We start from the raw sequence: 22,732 nt of genomic DNA on the forward strand, positions 1-22,732 counted from the left end.
GGAGAGGGACGCGAGCGCAGCGACGCGTGCTCTGGCTTCACATCGCTCGAAACCTTCCGGCGATTCACCGCCGATGGCTCCGGCTCACCCTCTCCCGGCCTTCGGCCACCCTCTCCCATCAAGGGAGAGGGGAGCGTGGAGCGGCTTTCGGCCACCCACTCGCATCAAGGAAAAGGGAACACAATCAATCCGCGCGCCCACCGAACTCGCCCGTGGTCGTATTCACCAGTACCCGTTCGCCGTTGACGATGTATTCCGGCACCATGATCTCCAGGCCGGTGCTGAGCTTGGCCGGCTTGGGACGCTTGGTGGCGCTGCCGCCCTTGAGCTCCGGCGGGGTTTCGATTACTTCCAGGGTCACGTGCTGCGGCAACTGCAAGGCGACAGGCTGGTCGTCGATGATCTGCACGTAGCTGCCGGTCAGGCCGTCTGCGATGTAGCCGGCGTCGTCGCCGATCACGTCGGCGTCGAAGGTGTAGGGCGTGAAGTCCTCGTCGTCCAGGAATACGAAGGCGTCGCCGTCCTTGTAAGAGTAGGTGGCCTGGCGGCGCGACATCTCCACTTCCTTCAGTTCGTCGTCCGCGCCTACGCTCAGGTCGTACTTGACCGCGCCGGGCACGCTGTACAGGGTGAAGCGGTATTTGACGTTGCCGCCGCGGCCCTGCGGCGAGCTGCGCTCGATGTCGCGCACCTGATAGACGGTACCGTTGTGTTCGAAGACGTTGCCTTTCTTGATTTCGTGGGCTTTCATGAGAGACCGGGAATGGTTGAGAAGGGGAGTTTTTGTAGGAGCGGGCCCTGCCCGCGACCGCTCTACGCTAAAAGCGTTCGCGGGCAGGGCCCGCTCCTACAGGGACTATTTCGGCGCCAGCCGCACCGCGCCGTCCAGGCGGATAGTCTCGCCGTTCAAATAGCGGCTTTGCAGGATGAAGGCGACGGTATCGGCGAATTCCTCCGGCTTGCCCAGGCGCGCCGGGAACGGGATCGAAGCGCTGAGCGACTTCTGCACTTCTTCGCTCATGCCATCGACCATCGGTGTCCAGAAGATGCCGGGCGCCACCGTCATCACGCGGATGCCGAAACGGGAAAGCTCGCGCGCCATCGGCAAGGTCATGCCGACCACGCCGCCCTTGGATGCCGAATAGGCGGCCTGGCCGATCTGGCCTTCGTAGGCGGCCACGCTGGCGGTGTTGACGATGACGCCGCGCTCGCCGTCTTCGCCGGCCGCATTGTGCTGCATCAGGTTGGCGGCGGCCTTGGCCACGTTGAAGCTGCCGACCAGGTTCACCAGCACGGTGGTGCGGAAGTTGGACAGCGGCATCGGCGCTTCTTTGCCCAGCACGCGCCCGGCGCCGAGGATGCCGGCGCAATTGATCGCCGCGTTCAGCCCACCCAGGAATTCACTGGCGGCCGCGGCGTTGTCCGCCACTCCGGCCTCATCGGTGACATCGGTGCGGAAGTAACGCGCGTTGCCGTCGCCCAAAGCTGCGACCGCCGCCGCGCCCTTGTCGTCGTTGACGTCGAACAGCGCGACCTTGCCGCCTTGGGCGACAAGATTCTGGGCAACGGCCAGGCCAAGGCCGGAAACGCCGCCAGTGACGATGGCGCGGGTATTGGAAAGCTGCATGCGGAAGTCCATCGCTTGTAGTGGCACGCATTTTACGCGATGTCCGGGCGTCCTTTTGTAGGAGCGGGCCCTGCCCGCGACGGGCCTTACCGGTAAAGCCTCGTCGCGGGCAGGGCCCGCTCCTACAGATCCAGGAGATAGAAAGTGTTGCAACCGCCATGACCGGTGGCGCCCAACGGCGCCTCCAGGCGCCGGAATCCACTGCGCTCGTAGAGACGCATGGCCGCGTCCATCCCGCACAGGGTTTCCAGGTAGCACTGGCTGAAACCGAATTCGCGTGCGGCCTGCAGGCAGCGGGCCATCATCGCCGCGCCTGCGCCGATGCCGCGCGCTTCGGGCAGAAAGTACATCTTGCGCAGTTCGCAGGTCCCGTCATCGCCACCCACCAGCGGCGCCACGCCGCCGCCGCCAATGACCTGGCCATCGCGTTCGACGACGAAGTAGGCCGAACGCGGTTCCGCATAAGCGCGGCTCATCCAGTCCACTTCGGGGTCGTTGATGGCGAAGCCGCTGCCGGTGGCGCCGAATTCCGGCATCACCGTGCGGATGATCCGCGCCATCGCCGCGTCGTCGCGCGTTTCGATCGGGCGCAATAGATAACTCTCGTCCGCAGCTTCAACCATTCGAAACCCGATCCTCCCGCGCGCGCAAGCGGCTGGCGAATTCGTCCGGCGACAGCCCGGGCGCGAACAGGAAACCCTGGCCGACCGGAACGCCCAGCTGCAGCAGGAACTGGCGCTGCGCTTCCGATTCCACGCCTTCGGCCACCAGCCCCAGGCCCAGGCTGCGCGCGATCGCCGAGACCGCCTGGCACACCGCCACGTCGGAACGGTTGTTGGGCACGCCCTCGGTGAACAGCTGGCTGAGCTTGAGCCCATGGATGGGCAGGCGGCGCAGATAGTTGAGCGCGCTGTAGCCTTCGCCGAAATCGTCGATGGTCAGCACCACGCCCAACTCGCGCAGTTCGGCGAAGGTCTTGAGCGTGGCCGGAGCGTCCTCGATCAGCACGCGTTCGGTGAATTCCAGCTCCAGCGCCGAGCCGGGAAGTTCGTATTCGGCCAATACCGCGCGTACGTTTTCCGCCAGTTCGTCGCCGGCGAACTGGCGATAGGAAACGTTGACCGCCACGCGCACGATACCCAGTCCCTGGTCGTGCCATTCGCGGACCTGCCGGCAGGCTTCGCGCAGCACCCAGCTGCCGATCCGCACGATGTCGCCGGTGGTTTCGGCATGGCTGATGAAAAGATCCGGACGCAGTTCGCCCAGCTGGTGGTTCTGCCAGCGGATCAGCGCTTCGGCGGCGACGATGCGGCCGCGCCGCAGGTCGACCTGCGGCTGGTAGACCAGGCGGAACTCCTCGTTGTCCACCGCCCGCCGGAGCTGCGTCTCGATCTGCAGGCGATCCTGCTGCCGGCGCGCCAGTTCGGGAGTGAACGCCTGCCACGCGTTGCGCGCGCGGTGCTTGCTGTCGTACATGGCGATGTCGGCGTTCTGGATCAGTTGCTGCGGGCGCAATCCGTCTTCGGGCGCGCGCGCGATGCCGATGCTGGTGGTGATGGCGAACTCGTCCTTGCCGAAGCGGAAGGACTCGGTGAAAGCGCCCAGCACCGCATCGGCCAGGCGTTCGGGTTGCGCCGGATCGCCGCTGGCGTCGCAGACAACCAGGAATTCGTCGCCGCCGAAACGCGCCACCAGGCCTTCGGTGCCCACTGCGGCCAGGATGCGGGTGGCGGCCTGCATCAGCAGTTCGTCGCCGGCGCTGTGGCCCAACACATCGTTGACGGTCTTGAAGCGGTCCAGGTCGATGTACAGCACGGCGACCTGCGCATGAACAGGATCGATCAGGCGCGCGCCCAGTTCGTTGAGCACGGCGTCGCGATTCATCAGTCCCGTCAGCGGATCGGTGCGCGCCTGGATGCGCAGGGTTTCCTCGGCGCGCTTGTCCAGCGAGATGTCCTGCAATGTGCCGGTGATGCGGGAAGCGGTGGGATCGCTGGCTTCGGCCTCGCCGATGGCGCGGATCCAGAAAGGATGCCCGTCCATGCGGCTGCCCTGCAGTTCCAGGTCGAACCCTCCGCCGTTCTGCACCACGTTCTCCATCGCCGTGCGGAAGCGCCGCCGGTCCGGTTCGCGCAAGCTGGCCAGCATGGCTTCGACATTGTCCGGCACCTGCGCCGGCCCGAGGATGCGTACCGCTTCGTCGGTCAGGTAGACCCGGTCGCGGCCGGCGTCCCATTCCCATCCGCCGATATGGGCCAGCGACTGGGCGCGGTCGAACAATGCGCTGTCGCGTTTGAGCGCGGTCACGTCGCTGAAGAGCGAAGTGACCTGCGCCGGTTTGCTGCCGCCGGGCGCGAACTGCGGCACCGAAGTGACCGTGAGCCAGAGCAGCTGTTTGTGCTCGCGGTGGTACAGCCCCAGCAGCATGCTCTCGATGACCTGCCCGGTGGCCAGGGCGCGGTGCGCCGGCAGCGCGTCGCTGCCCATCTCGCGTCCGTTCTGGTCGACGATGCGCCAGTGCGCCAGGTCGAGGTCGTTGCCGCGCTTGCCTTCGCCCACCCCGAAGATACGCAGCGCCGCGCGGTTGGCGTAGACGATTTCGCGCGCGGCGTTCTGCACCACGATGCCCTTGTCGATCACTTCCATCAGCTCGCGGTAGCGCATTTCCGCTTCGTGCCGCTTGCTCAGGTCGCGGGCTACCGCCACCAGGCTCTTGCGCCCGTCGAAGACGAAATTGGCCGAATGCACCTCCACCGGAAAACGGGTGCCGTCGCTGCGCATGTTGGTGACTTCGATCACGTAGCTATCGCCACGGTTGAGGCTTTCCCAGACCGGATCCATGTGGTCGTGCGGCAATTCGGGATTGAGCACGTTGATGTTCTGGCCGACGATCTCTTCGCGCCGCCGTTTGTAGGCGGCCATGCCGGCCTTGTTGAGATCCAGCACGGTACCGTCCTCGGCCAGGATGCTGACCGGATCGGGAACCGCGTCGAACAGGGCGCGGTAACGCAGCAACGCCCAGTCCTTCTGCGTGGTGGTCGCACGCAGCAGCTCAAGCGCGTGTTTCATCAGCTGGCGGGTTTCATCGTCCAGCGAAGCGTCGGTGCTGGCCCTCTGCAGCGATTCCAGCAGTCTGGCGGCATCCTCTTGCAGCGATTGACTGGAAAGAAAGCCCGTTGCGCCGGCGTCGGGCGAATCCCCATCCGCTGGCGGCTTTCCGTTCATGCGGCCGACATGGCCCTCGCCACTTTGCTGCTTGTTTCGTGGCCCAGCAGGGCCGACAGCCACAGGCCGGTTTCGCTCAGTTTGTCCAGGTCTATCCCGGTTTCCACACCCAGGCCGTGCAGCAGATAGACAACGTCTTCGCTGGCGACGTTGCCGCTGGCGCCCTTGGCGTAGGGGCAGCCGCCGGTACCGGATACGGCCGAATCCACCACCGCCACGCCTTCCTCCAGGCACGCCAGGATGTTGGCCAGCGCCTGTCCGTAGGTGTCGTGGAAATGCACCGCAAGCGCGGGCATCGGTACTTCGGCGGCTACGGCCTTGAGCATTGCGCGGGCCTTGTGGGGGGTGCCTACGCCGATGGTATCGCCCAGCGAGATTTCGTAACAGCCTAGCGCGTGCAGGCGCGCCGCTACCCGCACCACGTCCGCCACCGGCACCTGTCCCTGGTAGGGACAGCCCAGCACGGTGGACACGTAGCCGCGCACTTTGACCCCATCGGCGCGGGCGCGCTCGAGCACCGGCCGGAAACGTTCGATGGATTCGTCGATGCCGGCGTTGATGTTCTTCTGGTTGAAAGCTTCGGAAGCGGCGGTGAACACCGCCACTTCCTGCGCTCCGACTTCACGCGCCCGCTCGTAGCCCTTTTCGTTAGGCACCAGCACCGGGTAGGAAATGCCCGGCTTGCGGTCGATGGCGGCGAACACTTCGGCCGCATCGGTCAGCTGCGGGATCCACTTGGGGCTGACGAAGCTGGTGGCTTCGATGCTGCGCAGCCCGGTCCGCGACAGGCGGTCGATCAATTCCACCTTGTCGGCGGTGGCGATGATGGTCTTTTCGTTCTGCAGGCCGTCGCGCGGACCGACTTCGACGATGCGGACGGAACCGGTCATGGCGCGGGCGTCCCGGCGGCGCGCCGCATCTTCATGGGCGGCGAACCGCTTTTCGCGAAAAGTCCGGGGTGGGCCAGGAGCACTTCGCGCAGGGCCGCTTCGTCGCCCGGAATCAGGTAGTTGAACTGGTCGAGCGCCGTCGCCTTCAGGCCGCGTTCGTCGCTCAATTTCTTTACGGTATCCGAATCCACCGTGGCCATGGTCAGCACATCGCCCTCGATGCGGTACCTGACCAGGGTGACGGCGGCCGGAGGCAGCTTTTTCTCCTGCGGCGCATCGGCCGCCAGTCCGCGTGCGAACAGGCGGGCGACGTCTCCCTCGCTCAGGGCGAAGTAGTGTTCGCCACCCAGTTCGAAACCGGGGACCTCGATTTCGGCCTTGCTTGCCGGGTTGCCGCCGATCTGGCTCATGGAGACCGTGGCATGGCATCGCGCATCGACGACGGCGTAGTCGTCCTGGGTCAGCTTCGCCGCTTCCTCGGCGCTGTTGGCGATCGGCAACCAGCGGCCTTCCAGGCGCGCATCGCACGCGAGCGGAGCAGGGGGGCGTTCGAATACCACACAGCCACCCAAACAGAGCGGCAGCAGCATCAACAGAGATCGGAGGCGTTGGCTCATGGGACTCGGCACGGTTCCTGACTGAGGCGAACGTAAAAAGCCGGCAGCCCAGGACTGCCGGCGAACGGCTGAAGAAGGCGACGCGGGAACATATTGCGTCATTGCGGTTCCAGCGTGGCCAGTACCGCATCGGCTTCCACGAAATCGCCTGCTGCCGCGCGCAGGTCGGCCATCACGCCGGCACGCGGGGATTTGATCGCAAGCTCCATCTTCATCGCCTCGATCACCAGCAGCTCCTGGCCGGCGGCGACCGTTTCGCCGGGTTTGGCTTTGACCATGACCACGCGGCCCGGCATCGGCGCAACGATGCGGCCGTCGTTGCCGGAAACCGAAGCGTTCTTCGGCCGGTAGGCCGATACCAGCGACAGATCCAGGCGTTTGTCGCCGTCGTGCACGGTGACCGTGCGCGCGTCGATGCGGACCAGAAACCGCCGCGCCTGCGATTGCAGGCGCAGGCTCAGCTCCCCGGCATGCAGGCGCGCGCCATCAACCGCATGGATACCGCCGTCGTCGGTTTCGATGCTGTATTGGCCATTGGCGCCGTGGGCGACCAGGGCCAGATCATCGCCGCGATGCAGGAAGGCCAGCGGCCGCCGACCGGCATGGACCAGGCGCCAGCCATCGGCGATCGCCCAGGGAGAGCCGCTGTCGGCGGAAAGCGCGGCTTGTCGGCGTGCCTCGGCTTCCTGCATCAGCAAGGTCGCCGTGGCCGCGGCCAGCAGCAGGGAAGAGTCCACTGCATGGGCGGGCATGAATTCGTCGAGATGCCGGTCCAGATAACCCGTATCGATGTTGCCTTCGACCACCGAGGGATGGCGCACCAGCCGTTCCAGGAATTCGATGTTGGATTTCGGCCCGACGATCTCGCATTGGGCCAGCGCATCGCGCAGGCGGGTGAGGGCGGCGGTGCGGTCCTGGTCCCAGACGATCAACTTGGCGATCATCGGATCGTAGAAGATGCTGACGGTATCGCCTTCCACTACGCCCGAATCGATGCGCACGTGCGGCGAAGGCGTGGGCAGCGCCAGCTTCTCCAGCTTGCCCGAGCCCGGCAGGAAACCAGCCTCCGGATCTTCCGCATACAGCCGTACTTCGATGGCATGGCCGTGTTGCGGCACTTGTTGCTGGGCGATCGGCAACGCGTCGCCGGCGGCGATGCGCAGTTGCCATTCCACCAGGTCCAGGCCCGTGGTCAGTTCGGTGACCGGGTGCTCCACCTGCAGGCGGGTGTTGATCTCCATGAAATAGAACGCGCCATCGGGGTCGACGATGAATTCCACCGTTCCCGCATTCACGTAGTCGATGGCGTGCGCCGCCTTGACCGCCGCCTCGCCCATCGCCGCGCGCAGTTCCGGCGTCAGGAAAGTGGAAGGCGATTCCTCCAGCACCTTCTGGTAGCGGCGCTGGGCGGAGCATTCGCGCTCGTTCAGATGGATGGCGTTGCCGTGCGCATCGCCGAAGACCTGGATTTCTATATGCCGCGGCGATTGCACGTAGCGTTCCAACAGCACGCGATCACGGCCGAAGGCGTTGCTGGCTTCGCGCTGGCAGCTTTCCAACTGGGCGATGAAGTCGTCCAGCCGATGCACGATGCGCATGCCCTTGCCGCCGCCGCCATGGGCCGCCTTGATCATCAATGGAAAACCGATCCGCGCCGCTTCGCGCGACAAGCCGCTGGGCGACTGGTCTTCGCCGGTATAACCGGGCACCACCGGCACGCCGGCCGCCATCATCAGGTCCTTGGCGCCGGCCTTGCTGCCCATCTTGCGCATGGAAGCGGGTTTGGGCCCGATGAAGACAATGCCGGCGTTCTCCACGGCGTCGGCGAAGTCGGCGTTTTCCGACAGGAAACCGTAGCCGGGATGGATGGCCTGCGCGCCGCTGCGTTTGGCCGCTTCCAGGATCGCATCGCCGCGCAGGTAGCTTTCCGCGGGGCGGGGCCCGCCGATGGCATAGGCCTCATCTGCCTGGCGCACATGCTGGGCGTCGGCGTCGGCTTCCGAATAGACGGCGACGGTACGGATGCCCAGTTTGCGGCAGGTGCGGATTACGCGGCAGGCGATTTCGCCGCGGTTGGCGATGAGGATTTTGGAGAACACGGTTTTTAGCCCTCCCCTTCAAGGGGAGGGTTGGGTGGGGATGGTTCGGCTCGCTGAGCCAACATATTCAGGATCACTTCGACCACTCCCTCGATATTTTCGAAAACTTCGTTATTCCAGAACCGGAGCACCCGATAGCCGCATCGTTCCAGATAGCTGGTTCTTGCATTGTCGTACTGCACGTTATCCGCGTGTTGACCGCCATCCAGCTCTACGACGATCTTTCTTTCCAGGCATGCAAAATCCAGGATGTAATCGCCAAACGGATGCTGTCTTCGGAACTTGCATCCTTCTAGTTGTCGATTCCGCAAGTATTGCCACAACCTGTGTTCGGCGTCGGTTGGGGCATTCCTTAACTTTCTTTGTAATTTGTTGCCGATGATCTTGCGGTTTGTCTGTCCATCCATGTTGTGTCACTCCCTTAACACCATCCTCTCCGAGCCTCAAACCATCCCCCCCCAACCCTCCCCTTGAAGGGGAGGGCTCAAGCCATCACTCCGGCGAATGGCATACCGCCTCAACGTTGTGTCCGTCGGGGTCGGTGATGAAGGCGCCGTAGTAATTGGAGTGATAGTGCGGCCGCAGACCCGGCGCGCCGTTGTCGCGGCCGCCGGCGGCAAGCCCGGCGGCGTGGAAGGCGTCCACCTTGGCGCGGCTGTCGGTGACGAAGGCGATGTGGGTATGGGCGGCCACGCCGCGGGCGTCGCTGCCGATCCAGAAGCTGGGTTTGCCGTCGCGTCCGAAGCCCGCCGCCCAGGTGCCGTCGCCGGTCTGTTCGGGAGTGACTTCCATCAGCAGCGATGCGCCGATGGGGGCGAACAACTGTGCATAGAACGTCTTGCTGCGCGCGTAATCCGATACGGGAATACCGGTATGGTCGATCATCGTTTTTCTCCCTTGTGCGCCCATGAAGGGCTTCGTTTGTCGAGGAAGGCGGAAAGGCCTTCCTGTCCTTCCGGCGATACGCGCAGACCGGCGATCAGCGTGGCGTTGGCCTGGTCCTGCGCTTGGCCATCGGGCGTGGCGATGATGCGGGCGATCAGCGATTTCGCGCCGGCGGCGGCCAACGGGCCGGCTTCCAGCAACAGATCGATCTGGCGCTGCACGGCCGCGTCCAGCTGTTCCGCCGCGACCACCTGATGCAGCAGCCCTATCTGCAGCGCGGTCTGGGCATCGAATATTTCTGCGGTGGCGAACCAGCGCCGCGCCTGGCGCGCGCCGATGGCGGCGATGACGTAAGGCGAGATGACCGCGGGCAGCAGGCCGAGTTTGCTTTCGGTCAGGCCGAATTTCGCCCCGGGCACGCCGATGGCGATATCGCAGCACGCCACCAGCCCGACGCCGCCGCCGAAGGCCGCACCATGCACGCGGGCGATGGTGGGTTTGGGCAATTCGTCCAGGGTGCGCATCAGGCGGGCGAGGGCGAGCGAGTCCTGGCGGTTTTCCGCCTCGCTGGCGGCGGCCATGCCGCGCATCCAGTTCAGGTCGGCGCCGGCGGAGAACGAGGCTCCCGCACCTTCCAGCACCACCACGCGAATGCCCGCATCGGCGCCGGCAGCCGTCAGGCCGGCGGTCAGTTCGGCGATCAGTGCGGCATCGAAGGCGTTGTGCAGGGCCGGCCTGTTCAATCGCAGGCGCAGGACGGCGCCTTCCCGTTGCTGTTCCAGCAGTTCCGACATCACAACCCTTCCCGGCGGCGAGGCTGAATGATAGCCGGTCGGTCGGTCGGGGCGTTCGTGCGCCATAGCGGTGATAGAATGAGAATAATTCGTATTTGAGAGCGTTTCGTGACGCTGAACGACCTGCCCCGACGTACCCCTGCCATTGTCGAATCCGTGAACGATCAGAGTCCAAACGACAACATCGCCCGCCGCCTGCGCGAGCTGGGTTTCGTTGCCGGCGAGCAGGTGGAAATCGTGGCAGAGGGCCCGATGGGCGGCGAGCCGCTGCTGGTGCAGGTGGGTTTCACCCGCTTCGCCCTGCGCCGCGCCGAAGCCTCGCGCGTGCAGCTGCGTGGGCCGGAGGCACGGGCATGAACGCCGCCGCCGTGCCCCTGCGCCTGGCTTTGATCGGCAGCCCCAACTGCGGCAAGACCGCGTTGTTCAACCAGCTGACCGGTAGCCGCCAGAAGGTAGCCAACTACGCCGGCGTCACCGTCGAGCGCAAGGAGGGCCGCCTGCACAGCGCCGCCAGCGGACGCAGCTATGCCGTGCTGGATCTGCCCGGCGCCTACAGTCTGCACGCGGCCAGCCTGGATGAAGCCATTACCCGCGACCTGTGCCGCGGTTTCCTGCCGGGCGAGCCCGTGCCCGATGTGCTGGTGTGCGTGGTCGACGCGACCAATCTGCGCCTGCATCTGCGTTTCGCTCTGGAAGTGCGCGAATTGGGCAGGCCCATGATCCTGGCGGTGAACATGGCCGACGTGGCGCGCCGCCGCGGCGTGACTGTCGATCTGGAAGTACTGGAGCGCGAACTCGGCGTGCCGGTCGTGGAAACCGTGGCGGTGAAGCGCAACGGCGCCAGGGCGCTGGTCGAACAGATCGACCGCCTGGCCGCCGAACCGCACCTGCCCGGCAAGCAACTGGCCGAAGGCACCGATCTGCACCAGGAAACCCGCCGCCTGCTTTCCGTCGCAGTCGGCATGCCCACGCGCACGGCCAAGGTGGACGACACGCTGGATCGTTGGCTGCTGCATCCGGTGTTCGGTCTGCTGGCGCTGGCGGTGGTGATGTTCCTGATCTTCCAGGCGGTGTACGCCTGGGCCACGCCGATGATGGACGCCATCGAGGCGGCGACCGGTTGGTTGGGCGGAGTCGTTGGCGGCGCGCTGCCCGAGGGACCGCTCAACAGTCTGCTGGTCGACGGCATCATCGCCGGCCTGGGCGGGGTGATCGTGTTCCTGCCGCAGATCCTGATCCTGTTCGCCTTCATCCTGGCGCTGGAGGAATCCGGTTATCTGCCGCGCGCAGCCTTCCTGCTGGACCGGATGATGGCTTCGGCCGGATTGTCGGGGCGCTCTTTCATCCCGCTGCTGTCCAGTTTCGCCTGCGCCATTCCCGGAATCATGGCCACACGCTCCATCCAGGATCCGCGCGACCGGCTGGCCACGATCCTGGTGGCGCCGTTGATGACCTGTTCGGCTCGCCTGCCGGTGTACGCGCTGTTGATAGGCGCGTTCATCCCGCAGAAGCAGGTGTGGGGCGTGCTCAACCAACAGGGGCTGGTGCTGTTCGGTCTGTACTTCGCCGGCGTGTTCAGCGCGTTGGTCGTGTCGTGGGTGATGAAAAAATGGCGCCGCGACAAGAGCGAACACCCGCTGCTGCTGGAGCTGCCTTCCTACCGCATCCCGCATGTGCGCGATCTGCTGATCGGTCTGTGGGAGCGCGCCTGGATCTTCCTGCGGCGGGTCGGCGGCATCATCCTGGCGCTGACCATCCTGTTGTGGTTCCTGCTGTCGTTCCCGGCCGCACCGATGGACGCGACCATGCCGGCCATCGACTACAGCTTCGCCGGACGCATCGGCCATGCGATGACCGCGATCTTCGCGCCGATCGGCTTCAACTGGCAGATATGCATCGCGCTGATCCCCGGCATGGCCGCGCGCGAAGTGGCGGTGTCCTCGCTGGCGACGGTTTACGCCTTGTCCGCGGCCGACGACGAGGCCGCTGCGCAGGCGCTGACGCCGCTGATCTCCGATGGCTGGTCGCTGGCCACCGCGCTGTCGTTGCTGGTGTGGTTCATCTATGCGCCGATGTGCATTTCTACGCTAGCCACGATCAAGCGCGAAACCAACTCGTGGAAGAAGATGTCCTTCGCCACGCTCTATCTGTTCGCGCTGGCGTATGGCGCATCGTTCGTGACCTATCAGGTCGCGGTACTGCTGGGGGCGGGCTGACGCATGAGCGCCTGGCTGCTCTTGCAATACGTGATCATCGCGCTGGCGGTACTGCTCAGCGTCTGGGTGGTGGCCAAGAAACAATTCCCCGGCAGCGTGCGCAGGCTGCGCGTCTCTTTGGCTCTACCGCTATTGCGCGAGGGCAAGCCGGCATGGATGCGTGCGATCGGCCTGCGTATTTCGCCGGTCAACCAGGTCGGCGATTCGGCCTGCGGCGGCTGCGACAATTGCGGGCCGAGCACACCCAAACGTTGACCAAACGCGTTGGAACGGCGTGGGGATCTACGCAGGATCGGCGTAGGAGCGACGTAAGTCGCGAAACAACGTCGACGTATCACTTCTAGCTCTACAGCTCTAGCTCTACAGCGATTTCAGTCGCGACTTACGTCGCTCCTACGCACCCGTGGGTTAGTGGTTGCGGCCGCGAGGGCCTTTGAGGTCGTTGCGCGGCACCGCTTCCACCGCCAGGGTGAAGCTGCGTTCTTCGTTGACCTGCATCGCGCCCACGCCGACCACGTGGCGTGCGATCTCGTCGCCACGGTCGTTCTTGATGGTCAGCACCACCGTGTATTCCCATGCGGCGCCTTCGGCCGGATGCCGCACCGTCCCCTGCACGCGCAGGGGTACGATGGTTTCCGCTGCGCGTCTGGCGGTGACCGCCGCTTCATCGAAGCGCAGATGATGCTTGCACGCCGGGCAGATGCTCGCGCTTTCCAGGATGGTGGTCTTGCAATGCGGGCAACTGCGCGTCGCGCCCGCGGTGCCCGGGCGCGGTGTGCTCATGAAGCGGCGTCGGTCTTCTCAGCATCCTTCGAGCCGGACTTGGAAGCGGCCTTGCTGTCGTCCCAGCCGAAGTCGGCCTGGCCGCGCATGCGCGACCCGGCGGCGACCGTCAGCGAACCGGCCTTAAGGTCGCCGATGATCACGCCGGAGCTCAGCAGCTCGACCCGCGAAGCAGCTTCTATATTGCCTTCCAGTTCGCCGGCGATGGTGACCTTCTTGGCGCGCACGCCGCCATTCAACTTGGCGCCGGATTCTATGGTCAGGTCGCCCTGCACATTGACGTCGCCCTTGAACTTGCCGGCGATGCGCACATGGCCGGTGCCTTCGATCTTGCCTTCGATGGTCAGGTCGGCGGCGATCAGCGATTCCTTCGGCTCATTGGTCGCCGCGGGCACGGCGCGCGGGGGTGCGGTGGTCGTTGGAGAAAAGTCGGCCGCGGCGGGCGCGTCGCGAAGAGGCGCTGGTTCGGGCGGCGGCGGGATCGAATCCTTTCGAGTGGAGTTCTGATCCTTCCAAATAGACATCGGCATAGTCTCCAGTGAGGGACGGGGGATTGAAGACTATCGCTGCCAAATGACGCTTTTGCTGTGATCTGGCTCACCAAAATGCCCGGCGATGTCCGCAGTTGGGTTCGACACCTCAGGTAAAGCCTGATATCTGAACGGCTTATCTTCCACCGGCCACATCGATGAACGCGCCAGTGGTGTAGGAAGCTTCGTCGGACAACAGCCACAGTACCGCTTGGGCGACTTCCTCGGCACGGCCGCCGCGCTTGAGCGGAACGAAGGCCTTCACCCGTTCGACCCGGTCGGGCTCGCCGCCGCTGGCGTGCATGTCCGTGTGGATGAAGCCGGGGCGCACCGCATTCACTCGGATGCCTTGTTCGGCCACCTCGGCGGCCAGACCGCGGGTGAAGCTGTCGATGGCGCCCTTGCTGGCGGCGTAGTCCACGTACTCGTTGGGCGAACCGGTGCGCGCGGCGAGCGAAGACAGATTGACGATGGCGCCGCCGCTGCCGCCGTTCGCGTTGGACATGCGCCTGACCGCTTCGCGCGCGCAGAGGAAACTGCCGAACACATTGGTGGCGAATACGCGTTGCAGGCGCGCGGCGTCGATCGCCTGCACGGCCGCCTGCCGCTCCAGCATGCCGGCGTTGTTCACCAGCGCGTCGAGACGGCCCAGCTCCCGGTCGATGGTTTCGTAAAGGCGCATCACTTGCGCTTCCACCGAAACATCGGCGGCCACCGCGACGGCCTCGCCGCCGCCGCGTTCTATGTCGGCCACCACCGCCAGCGCGGCTTCGCGGTCATGGAGATAGTTCACGCACACGGCATAACCGCGTCCAGCCGCAAGCCGGGCCGTGGCCGCGCCGATTCCACGGCCGGCGCCGGTGACCAGCAGGACTTTCCGCATCCGCCTACATCCGGAACACGCCGAACTTCGCCGGCTCTATCGGCGCGTTCAACGAAGCGGAGATCGCCAGCCCCAGCACGCGGCGGGTGTCGGCCGGGTCGATGATGCCGTCGTCCCACAGGCGCGCGGTGGCGTACCACGGGCTGCCTTGCGATTCGTACTGGTCGCGGATCGGCGCCTTGAACGCTTCTTCCTGCTCGGCCGGCCATTCCCTGCCGGAGGCTTCGATGCCGTCGCGCTTGACCGTGGCCAGCACGCTGGCGGCCTGTTCGCCGCCCATCACGCTGATGCGCGCATTGGGCCACATCCACAGGAAGCGGGCGCCGTAGGCGCGGCCGCACATGGCGTAGTTGCCCGCGCCGAAGCTGCCGCCGATCACCACGGTGAACTTGGGCACCGACGAGCAGGCCACCGCCGTGACCATCTTGGCCCCGTCCTTGGCGATGCCTGCGTTTTCGTATTTCTTGCCGACCATGAAGCCGGTGATGTTCTGCAGGAAAACCAGCGGGATGCCGCGCTGGTTGCACAGTTCGATGAAGTGCGCGCCCTTCAGCGCGCTCTCGGCGAACAGGATGCCGTTGTTGGCGACGATGCCGACCGGGTAGCCGTGCAGGTGGGCGAAGCCGGTGATCAGGGTCTTGCCGTAGCGCGCCTTGAACTCGTCGAAACGCGAACCGTCCACGATGCGCGCGATCACTTCGCGGATGTCGAACGGGCGCCGGGTGTCCTTCGGCACGATGCCGTACAGCTCATGCGCCGCGAACAGCGGTTCCTGCGGCTCGCGCACCGCCAGCGGCAGGACTTTGCGGCGGTTGAGGTTGGCGACCAGATTGCGCGCGATCTGCAGCGCGTCGCGGTCGTCCTCGGCGAAATGATCGGCCACGCCGGACACGCTGGTGTGCACATCGGCGCCGCCGAGCGCTTCGGCATCGACCACTTCGCCGGTCGCCGCCTTCACCAGCGGCGGGCCGCCCAGGAAGATGGTGCCCTGTTCCTTGACGATGACGCTTTCGTCGCACATCGCCGGCACGTAGGCGCCACCGGCGGTGCAGCTGCCCATGACCACGGCGATCTGCGGAATGTTTTCGGCGCTCAGGCGCGCCTGGTTGTAGAAGATGCGGCCGAAATGCTCGCGGTCCGGAAAGACTTCGTCCTGCAAGGGCAGGAAGGCTCCGCCGGAATCGACCAGATAGACGCAGGGCAGGCGGTTCTCGCGCGCGATCTCCTGCGCGCGCAGGTGCTTCTTCACCGTCATCGGGAAATAGGTGCCGCCTTTGACCGTGGCATCGTTGGCCACCACCATCACTTCCAGGCCCTGCACGCGGCCGATGCCGGCCACCATGCCGGCGCCCGGGGCGGCATCGTCGTACATGCCCTCGGCGGCGAGCGGGGCGATTTCCAGGAAGGGCGAGCCCGGGTCGAGCAGGGCGGCTATGCGGTCGCGCGCCAGCAGTTTGCCGCGTTCGGTGTGCTTGTTGCGCGCCTTCTCGCCGCCGCCATCGGCCGCGCGCGCAAGGCGGCGGTCCAGTTCTTCAACCAGGGCGCGGTGGTAGGCGACGTTGTCGGCGAATTCGGTGGAACGCGGATCGAGTTGCGAAGTCAGTACCGACATGCCGTCGACGCCTGCGGAAAGAGAACGCAAGGATACAACCCGTCCCCATCAAACCCCCAGACGCAGCAAGGCCCGCCGAAGCGGGCCTTGCCGGTGTTGCGGTCGTCGGCCGAAGCCGGCGGATTACTTCTTGGCGGCTTCTTCGGCCTTGTCGGCGACTTCGGCGGCCTTGTCGGCAGTGGCCTGGGCAGCGTCGGAGACGGCGTCGGCGGTCTTGGCGGTCGCTTCCTGGGCCGCATCGGCGGTGGCAGCGGCAGCGTCGCTGGTGGCAGCGGCGGCATCGGTCGCGGCAGCGGCGGTCGCATCGGCAGCGGCGGCGGCGGCGTCGCCGGCAGCGGCGGCGGCTTCGCCGGCTTCAGTGGCGGCCTGGTCGGCAGCGGCAGCGGCGTCGGTCGCTGCGGCGTCGGTCGATTCGCTCTTCTTGCAGGCGCTCAGGGCCAGAACGGAAGCGGCGAGCAGGACAATGAACTTGGTCTTCATGGTTTATCTCCGGAAGTGGATGGGTACAACAGATCGGCAATGCAGGCGGAGTCTGGTGAGCCATCCCCCTCGGCCTGTTACTGAAAAAGGCCACCGGTATGCACCGGTGGCCTTTCGCATTTTACGCTAGCTTGAAGCGATACCTTATCGGTATTACTTCTTGGCTTCTTCTGCGGAATCCTTGGCGGCTTCGGCAGTGTCGGCAGCAGCAGCGGCCGTGTCGGCAGCGGCGTCGGCGGCAGCGGCGGTCGGAGCAGCGGCAGCGTCGGTAGCGGCGGTGGCAGCAGCGTCGGCAGCCTGGGCGGCGGCGTCAGCGGAGGTCTGGGCGGCATCGGCCGTGGCAGCGCCGGTAGCGGCGGCGGCGTCGGCAGCAGCCTGGGCTTCGGTAGCCGTGGCGGCAGCGTCGGTCGCGGCGTCAGCAGCCTGCTCTTTGTTCGAGCAAGCAGCCAGGGCCAGGCCCAGAGCCAGCGCGATCAGCGTCTTGTTGATGGTCATTTGTGAATTTCCTCGTCGTTTAGTTGGCAACGCGCTATTGCGCGCCGGTGACATGATGACAATCCGGATTGGGCTGTCAAGCGGTTGCGCAGTTATTTTTGTCAACGCCTTGTTAAACGTAACATAACCCGCGGTTTTCTTACAACGTCTCGATCGCTATGGCGGTCGCCTCGCCGCCGCCGATGCACAGCGAAGCGATGCCTCGCTTGCCGCCGCGCTTGCGCAGGGCATGGACCAGGGTGACCACCAGCCGGGCTCCGGAGGCGCCGATGGGGTGGCCCAGCGCGGTGGCGCCGCCGTTGACGTTGACCTTGGCGTGGGGAATGCCCAGCTCCTTGATCGGAGTCATGGCCACCACGGCGAAGGCTTCGTTGATCTCGAACAGGTCCACCTCGTCCACCGTCCAGCCCACTTGTTTCAGCAGCTTTTCGATGGCTCCGACCGGAGCGGTGGTGAACCACTGCGGTTCCTGGGAAAAGGTGCTGTGGCCGACGATGCGGGCCAGCGGGGCGATGCCGCGCTTGGCCGCTTCTTCGGCGCTCAGCAGCACCGTGGCAGCGGCGCCGTCGGAGATGCTGGAGGAGCTGGCGGCGGTCACCGTGCCGTTCTTGTTGAAGGCGGGCTTGAGGGTCGGGATCTTGCTGACGTCGGACTTGCCGGGCTGTTCGTCGGTGGCGTACTCCACTTCGCCCTTGCGGGTGGCGACCTTGACCGGAACGATTTCGTCGTCGAACGCGCCCGACTTCTGCGCGGCCTGCGCGCGTGTGGCCGATTCGATGCTGTAGGCATCCTGCGCCTCGCGGGTGAAACCGTGCTTTTCGGCGGTGGCGTCGGCGAATACGCCCATGGCCTGGCCGTCGTAGGGATTGACCAGCCCGTCCCAGGACATGTGGTCCACGGCCTGGAAGTTGCCGAAGCGGTTGCCGGTGCGCGAGTTGGGGATCATGTGCGGGGCGTTGGTCATCGATTCCATGCCGCCGGCGATCACTATCGTGGCCGAACCGGCCTTGATCAGGTCATGGCCCAGCATGATCGCCTTCATGCCCGAACCGCAGACCTTGTTGATGGTGGTGCAGCCGGTGGAAGTCGGCAGGCCGGCGGCCAGCGAAGCCTGGCGGGCGGGCGCCTGGCCCAGATTGGCCGGTAGCACGCAGCCCATGATCACTTCGGAAACGTCCGCCGCCGGCACGCCGGATTGCTCCAGCGCGGCCTGGATCGCGGTGGCGCCCAGCGTAGGCGTGGGCACGCCGGTGAACTGGCCGAGGAAGGAACCGATGGCGGTGCGCTTGGCGGCGGCGATGACGATGTCGGACATGGGGGAGACTCCAGAATAGATCGCTTGATTATCAAGGGTGGGAGTGGGCGCCGGCAAACCAAGCCGGTGGGGGCGGGCACTGCCCGCTGGCTTCTAGGCGAGCTATTGGCGGGCAATGCCCGCCCTACGCCGGGAGTGATGAAGTGGGTCAGCCTCGCCCATCGAACAGTTCGCGGCCTATCAGCATGCGGCGGATTTCGTTGGTGCCGGCGCCGATGGCGTACAGCTTGGCGTCGCGCAGCAGGCGTCCGGTGGGGTATTCGTTGATGTAGCCGTTGCCGCCCAGCGCCTGGATCGCTTCCAGCGCCACCTGCACGCAGGCTTCCGATGCGTGCAGCAGGCAGCCGGCGGCGGCGGCGCGGGAGACGTGGCCTGCGTCGTAGTCGCGGCCGACCTGATAAGCGTAGGCACGGCTGGATTGCAGCGCCGTGTACATGTCGGCGATCTTGCCCTGCATCAGGCCGAAGGTGCCGATGGCCGCGTCGAACTGCTTGCGTTCGCGCACGTAGGGCAGGGCGGCGTCCAGCGCTGCCTGCATGATGCCCAGCGGCCCGCCGCTGATCACCAGGCGCTCGGTGTTGAGACCGGCCATCAGCACTTTGACGCCGTTATCGACCTCGCCCAGCACGTTCTCGGCCGGAATCTCGCAGTCTTCGAACACCAGCTCGCAGGTGTTGCTGCCGCGCATGCCCAGCTTGTCCAGCTTCTGCGCGGTGCGGAAACCCTTCATGCCCTTCTCGACGATGAAGGCGGTCATGCACTTGGAACCGCATTCCTTGCCCGCGGTGCGCATGTACACCACCAGCACATCGGCCTCGGGGCCGTTGGTGATCCACATCTTGCTGCCGTTGGCCACCCATGCGTCGCCGCGCCGCTCGGCCCGGCAGCTCATCGAGCCGACCACGTCCGAACCGGCGCCCGGTTCGCTCATCGCCAGCGCGCCTTTCCATTCGCCGGTGCACAGCTTGGGCAGATACCTGTTGCGCTGCGCCTCGTTGCCGTTGGCGTACAGATTGGACACGCACAGGTTGGAATGGGCGACGTAGCTGAGCCCGACCGAACCGGACGCGCGCGAGATCTCCTCCATCGCCACCAGATGCGCCAGGTAGCCCATGTCGCTGCCGCCGTATTCGCCCGGCACGGTCATGCCCAGCAGTCCCAGTTCGCCCAGCTTGGGCCACAGGTCCTGCGGGAAAACGTTCTCGTGGTCGATCGCTTCGGCGCGCGGCGCGATCTCGCTGTCGGCGAAACGGCGTACCGCCTCGCGCAGCGCGTCGATCTCTTCGCCTAGCGGAAAAGCGTGGATTGAAACAGGTCGCATTCGGTCCTCCCTCCTTTTGCGGCCTTCGCGGCTGGCGTCAATGCTCGCCGCGCAGGTGTCCCATGAAACGGGGTGCGGTACGTCCCAGCGGCAACTTCAGTTTGCCGATCGAAGCGATGCGCGCCTCGGCGATGCGGTCGGCCGCGTACTGCGGCGCGATGCCTTCGCGTTCGGAGAGCTCGAAGATGCTGCCGACGTTGTGGTAGATGTTGCGCATCAGGCGCATCGCGCGTTCGCGGTTGTAGCCGTCGATCTCCAGCGACACGTTCATCACCCCGCCTGCGTTCACCGCGTAGTCCGGTGCGTACAGGATGCCGCGCTTGGCGGCCTCGTCGCCGGTCACGTGCGACATCTGGTTGTTGGCGGTGCCGCAGATGATCTTGGCCTTGAGACGCGGCAGGGTTTCGGCGTTGATCGCGTATTCCATCGCGCAGGGCGAGAACACATCCACCGGCAGGTCGTAGATCTCGTCGGGCTTGACCGCCTCGGCGCCGTATTCCTCGACCGCGCGTTCCACCAGCGCCGGGTTCAGATCGGCCACGAAAAGTTTGGCGCCGCGTTCCTTCAGCAGCTTCAGGAACTCCATGCCGATGTGGCCCAGGCCCTGCACGGCGTAGCTGTATTTGCCGATTTCCTCGTTGCCGAACTTCTTGTTCAAGGTGGCCATCAGGCCCTGCAGCGCGCCATAGGCGGTGAACGGCGCCGGGTCGCCGGAACCGCCATGCACCTGGTGCACGCCGACCACGTACTCGGTCTCGCGGTAGACGTTTTCCATGTCGTTGACGTCGGTGCCCATGTCCTCGGCGGTGATGTAGCGGCCGCCCAGAGAGTCGACATAGCGGCCGAAACCGCGGAAAGCGGTCTCGGTTTTGTCGGTGGCCGGGTCGCCGATCAGGATCGCCTTGCCGCCGCCGACGTTCAGGCCGGCCAGCGCGTTCTTGTAGGTCATGGTGCGGCTGAGCCGCAGTGCGTCGGTCAGCGCGGCCTGGGTGTTGGGGTAGGGCCGCATGCGCACGCCGCCCAGTGCGGGGCCGAGCACGGTGCTGTGGATGGCGATGATCGCCTTCAGGCCTGCGTCCTTGTTGTTGCAGAACACCACCTGTTCGTGGCCGGACGTGTCGAGGGTTTCGAAAATCATGGGAGGGCTCCGAATTGCGCTGCCTGCTGGCTGCTGCAAGTTGCCAAGAACTGTGCCTAAAGGGTTGACTGGAAACAAAAAAGCGACGTTGCCAAAGCGGGGCAAGGGCGTCGCATGCGCACAGTCTAATCCAATCGCTGTGATGGGGTTCGCACCAGTCCAGCATCGGCTACTACAATGAAAAGCTGTCCCGGCCAACAGTCTCCTGATGTCCCTCCCGATGTCCGATGCCTCCTTGAGAACGTGGGAACTTGCGGAAAGATCCGCACGGGAAGGCGATCTGGACCATGCCCGCACAGGCTACGAATCATTGCTACGGGACGCGGCCTGGGTGCTGCCCGCTCGCTTGCGCTTGTCCGGGGTCGCGTTGGCCGAAGGCCGTGTTCGTGAGGCTACCCTGCATGCATTGGAAGCCTATGCGGCCCGCGAGCCCGATGGTGTGTTGATGGAAGCCCTGTGCGCCCAGCTGATTAAGGTGGGCGAACTGCAGGCTGCCGTGGATTGCGCGGCTTCCCCGGCCGTAGCCTCGTCCGCGGACACGGCGGTCCTGGCCGGCGTGGGCAGACTGATGAACGAACAGTCGCTGCCTGACCTTGCGCTGCCCTTGCTGCAACGCGCTCAGGCACTGGGCGACGGATCCCCGGCGCTGCAGTACCAAATGGGCTTATGCCGTATGTATTTGGGTGATCTGGACGCTGCGCAAAGCGCCTTGGCCCGATGCCTGGCCGCCGAACCTGGTCACCCTGCCGCGTTGCGGCTGCGCTCGAAGCTGCGCCGTGCGAGTCCGTCGCAGAATAATGTGGAAGAGCTGCGTAGCGCTTTGCACCGAATGGAACCGAAGCATAGCGATGTTCCGCTACTGCACTACGCGTTGTTCAAGGAACTGGACGAGCTGGGCCAGGAAGCTGCAGCCTGGTCGGAGCTGGAGCGGGGCATGCGCTCGCGCAGAAGTCAACTTCAGTACGACGCGTCGACCGAATCCAGCCTGTTCGATCACCTGCTGGGGATGCGCATCGTGCCGGAAACCGTCGATACCACATCGATCGATGGCCCGGTTCCGATCTTCATCGTCGGCATGCCGCGATCCGGGACGACATTGTTGGAGCGTATCCTGGGCGCGCATCCTGACGTCGCCGACGTTGGCGAACTACGCGACTTCACCGCGCAACTGCGCTGGTCCTGCGAAGTCATGGGCGGGCCCCACCTCGATCTTCCGCTTGCGCGCGCTGCGGAAAGCGCCGACTGGAAAACGGTCGGACAACGCTATCTTGCGCATACGCAATGGCATGCTGGCGGCAAGCGCTTCTATACGGACAAACTGCCTTCCAACTTCATCAATATCGGCTACATCGCCCGGGCGCTTCCGCAGGCGAGGATACTGCACCTTGTCCGCGAACCCATGGACACCTGCTTCTCCAATCTCAAGGAATTGTTCGTGGGCGCCTATCCGCACAGCTATGACCAACAGGAAATGGCCGCGCATTTCCTGCACTATCGCCGCCTGATGGCGCATTGGCACACGCAGTTTCCAGGTCGCGTCTTCGATGTGAATTACGCCCGATTGGTCGCAGCGCCCGCCGAAGCGGCACGCGAGGTACTGGAGTTCTGCGGGCTTCCCTGGCAACCCGGGGTCACCGCCATTGAAGCGCGGGCCGGCAGGGTGGCGACGGCCAGCGCCATACAAATGCGTGAACCCATCCATCAGCGCTATGTTGGCCAATGGCGGCGATACGGCCAGTGGTTGGCGCCGTTGCACAAGGCGCTTGCCGCAGGCGGATTGGCCGACCTGGACGATTTCGAATCGACGGCTTGAATAATACGA

Annotated in this window: 23 protein-coding genes; 4 read left to right on the top strand and 19 right to left on the bottom strand. The window is 65.4% G+C overall.

Features of this window, described 5'->3' with window-relative positions:
* Nucleotides 1–184: 184 nt before the first annotated feature.
* The 10 genes from yeiP to CSC73_RS10435 all read right to left on the bottom strand — a co-directional run bounded on the left by yeiP (nucleotide 185) and on the right by CSC73_RS10435 (nucleotide 10,137).
* Nucleotides 185–751 carry an elongation factor P-like protein YeiP gene (gene yeiP, locus CSC73_RS10390; protein ID WP_163840360.1) on the bottom strand — a complete coding sequence of 189 codons (567 nt, stop codon included), beginning with the start codon at nucleotides 749–751 and terminating at the stop codon, nucleotides 185–187.
* A 105-nt stretch (nucleotides 752–856) separates the two neighbouring features.
* Entirely contained in the window at nucleotides 857–1,627 is a 771-nt protein-coding gene (locus tag CSC73_RS10395) for an SDR family oxidoreductase (protein WP_163840361.1), read from the bottom strand.
* 122 nt (nucleotides 1,628–1,749) lie between these two features.
* Nucleotides 1,750–2,250 (bottom strand): GNAT family N-acetyltransferase, encoded by a 501-nt coding sequence (locus tag CSC73_RS10400; protein ID WP_163840362.1) that lies wholly within the window; start codon nucleotides 2,248–2,250, stop codon nucleotides 1,750–1,752.
* Nucleotides 2,243–4,852 carry a sensor domain-containing protein gene (locus CSC73_RS10405; RefSeq protein ID WP_246197488.1) on the bottom strand — a complete coding sequence of 870 codons (2,610 nt, stop codon included), beginning with the start codon at nucleotides 4,850–4,852 and terminating at the stop codon, nucleotides 2,243–2,245. The genes CSC73_RS10400 and CSC73_RS10405 overlap by 8 nt, the downstream gene beginning before the upstream one ends.
* Complete coding sequence (locus CSC73_RS10410; RefSeq protein ID WP_163840363.1) at nucleotides 4,849–5,742, bottom strand: hydroxymethylglutaryl-CoA lyase; 894 nt, start codon at nucleotides 5,740–5,742, stop codon at nucleotides 4,849–4,851. Before CSC73_RS10410 ends, CSC73_RS10405 begins: the two co-directional genes overlap by 4 nt.
* Nucleotides 5,739–6,359 carry a hypothetical protein gene (locus CSC73_RS10415; RefSeq protein WP_163840364.1) on the bottom strand — a complete coding sequence of 207 codons (621 nt, stop codon included), beginning with the start codon at nucleotides 6,357–6,359 and terminating at the stop codon, nucleotides 5,739–5,741. Before CSC73_RS10415 ends, CSC73_RS10410 begins: the two co-directional genes overlap by 4 nt.
* A 98-nt stretch (nucleotides 6,360–6,457) precedes the next feature.
* A complete protein-coding gene (locus tag CSC73_RS10420; protein WP_163840365.1) occupies nucleotides 6,458–8,458 on the bottom strand; it encodes an acetyl/propionyl/methylcrotonyl-CoA carboxylase subunit alpha in 2,001 nt (666 codons plus the stop codon).
* A 5-nt stretch (nucleotides 8,459–8,463) separates the two neighbouring features.
* A complete protein-coding gene (locus tag CSC73_RS10425; RefSeq protein ID WP_163840366.1) occupies nucleotides 8,464–8,865 on the bottom strand; it encodes an endonuclease domain-containing protein in 402 nt (133 codons plus the stop codon).
* 85 nt (nucleotides 8,866–8,950) lie between these two features.
* A complete protein-coding gene (locus tag CSC73_RS10430) occupies nucleotides 8,951–9,343 on the bottom strand; it encodes a VOC family protein (RefSeq protein WP_163840367.1) in 393 nt (130 codons plus the stop codon).
* Entirely contained in the window at nucleotides 9,340–10,137 is a 798-nt protein-coding gene (locus tag CSC73_RS10435; protein WP_163840368.1) for an enoyl-CoA hydratase-related protein, read from the bottom strand. The genes CSC73_RS10430 and CSC73_RS10435 overlap by 4 nt, the downstream gene beginning before the upstream one ends.
* Nucleotides 10,138–10,245: 108 nt before the next feature.
* Here CSC73_RS10435 and CSC73_RS10440 point away from each other — a divergent pair, with 108 nt between their 5' ends.
* From CSC73_RS10440 to CSC73_RS10450, 3 genes are read left to right on the top strand one after another with little or no spacing between them, the layout of a single operon-like run.
* The gene (locus tag CSC73_RS10440; protein ID WP_163840369.1) at nucleotides 10,246–10,494 is read left to right on the top strand and encodes a FeoA family protein; all 249 of its coding nucleotides are present in this window, start codon (nucleotides 10,246–10,248) and stop codon (nucleotides 10,492–10,494) included.
* On the top strand, nucleotides 10,491–12,353 hold the full coding sequence (feoB, locus tag CSC73_RS10445) for a ferrous iron transporter B (protein WP_163840370.1): 1,863 nt from the start codon (nucleotides 10,491–10,493) through the stop codon (nucleotides 12,351–12,353). Before CSC73_RS10440 ends, feoB begins: the two co-directional genes overlap by 4 nt.
* 3 nt (nucleotides 12,354–12,356) lie before the next feature.
* Entirely contained in the window at nucleotides 12,357–12,608 is a 252-nt protein-coding gene (locus tag CSC73_RS10450) for a DUF6587 family protein (protein ID WP_163840371.1), read from the top strand.
* A 153-nt stretch (nucleotides 12,609–12,761) separates the two neighbouring features.
* Here the strand turns inward: CSC73_RS10450 and CSC73_RS10455 are convergent, their stop codons facing one another.
* From CSC73_RS10455 to CSC73_RS10495, 9 genes are all read right to left on the bottom strand, one after another.
* Entirely contained in the window at nucleotides 12,762–13,136 is a 375-nt protein-coding gene (locus CSC73_RS10455) for a hypothetical protein (RefSeq protein WP_163840372.1), read from the bottom strand.
* A complete protein-coding gene (locus tag CSC73_RS10460; protein WP_163840373.1) occupies nucleotides 13,133–13,660 on the bottom strand; it encodes a bactofilin family protein in 528 nt (175 codons plus the stop codon). The genes CSC73_RS10455 and CSC73_RS10460 overlap by 4 nt, the downstream gene beginning before the upstream one ends.
* Before the next feature lie 142 nt (nucleotides 13,661–13,802).
* Nucleotides 13,803–14,549, bottom strand: a complete 747-nt coding sequence (locus CSC73_RS10465) for an SDR family oxidoreductase (RefSeq protein ID WP_163840374.1) — start codon at nucleotides 14,547–14,549, stop codon at nucleotides 13,803–13,805.
* A 4-nt stretch (nucleotides 14,550–14,553) separates the two neighbouring features.
* Nucleotides 14,554–16,161, bottom strand: a complete 1,608-nt coding sequence (locus tag CSC73_RS10470) for a carboxyl transferase domain-containing protein (protein ID WP_163840375.1) — start codon at nucleotides 16,159–16,161, stop codon at nucleotides 14,554–14,556.
* 123 nt (nucleotides 16,162–16,284) lie between these two features.
* Entirely contained in the window at nucleotides 16,285–16,641 is a 357-nt protein-coding gene (locus CSC73_RS10475; RefSeq protein WP_163840376.1) for a hypothetical protein, read from the bottom strand.
* A 153-nt stretch (nucleotides 16,642–16,794) separates the two neighbouring features.
* Nucleotides 16,795–17,136 (bottom strand): hypothetical protein, encoded by a 342-nt coding sequence (locus CSC73_RS10480; protein WP_163840377.1) that lies wholly within the window; start codon nucleotides 17,134–17,136, stop codon nucleotides 16,795–16,797.
* 139 nt (nucleotides 17,137–17,275) lie between these two features.
* Entirely contained in the window at nucleotides 17,276–18,451 is a 1,176-nt protein-coding gene (locus tag CSC73_RS10485; RefSeq protein ID WP_163840378.1) for a thiolase family protein, read from the bottom strand.
* 148 nt (nucleotides 18,452–18,599) lie between these two features.
* Nucleotides 18,600–19,772: an isovaleryl-CoA dehydrogenase gene (locus tag CSC73_RS10490; RefSeq protein ID WP_163840379.1), complete on the bottom strand. Its 1,173-nt coding sequence runs from the start codon at nucleotides 19,770–19,772 to the stop codon at nucleotides 18,600–18,602.
* A gap of 37 nt (nucleotides 19,773–19,809) precedes the next feature.
* Nucleotides 19,810–20,910: a Glu/Leu/Phe/Val family dehydrogenase gene (locus tag CSC73_RS10495; RefSeq protein WP_093279884.1), complete on the bottom strand. Its 1,101-nt coding sequence runs from the start codon at nucleotides 20,908–20,910 to the stop codon at nucleotides 19,810–19,812.
* A 235-nt stretch (nucleotides 20,911–21,145) separates the two neighbouring features.
* Between CSC73_RS10495 and CSC73_RS10500 the strand changes: the two genes are divergently transcribed.
* Complete coding sequence (locus CSC73_RS10500) at nucleotides 21,146–22,723, top strand: tetratricopeptide repeat-containing sulfotransferase family protein (RefSeq protein ID WP_163840380.1); 1,578 nt, start codon at nucleotides 21,146–21,148, stop codon at nucleotides 22,721–22,723.
* Nucleotides 22,724–22,732: the final 9 nt, after the last annotated feature.

This window comes from Pseudoxanthomonas sacheonensis (assembly GCF_010093305.1).
Lineage (GTDB): Bacteria > Pseudomonadota > Gammaproteobacteria > Xanthomonadales > Xanthomonadaceae > Pseudoxanthomonas_A > Pseudoxanthomonas_A sacheonensis.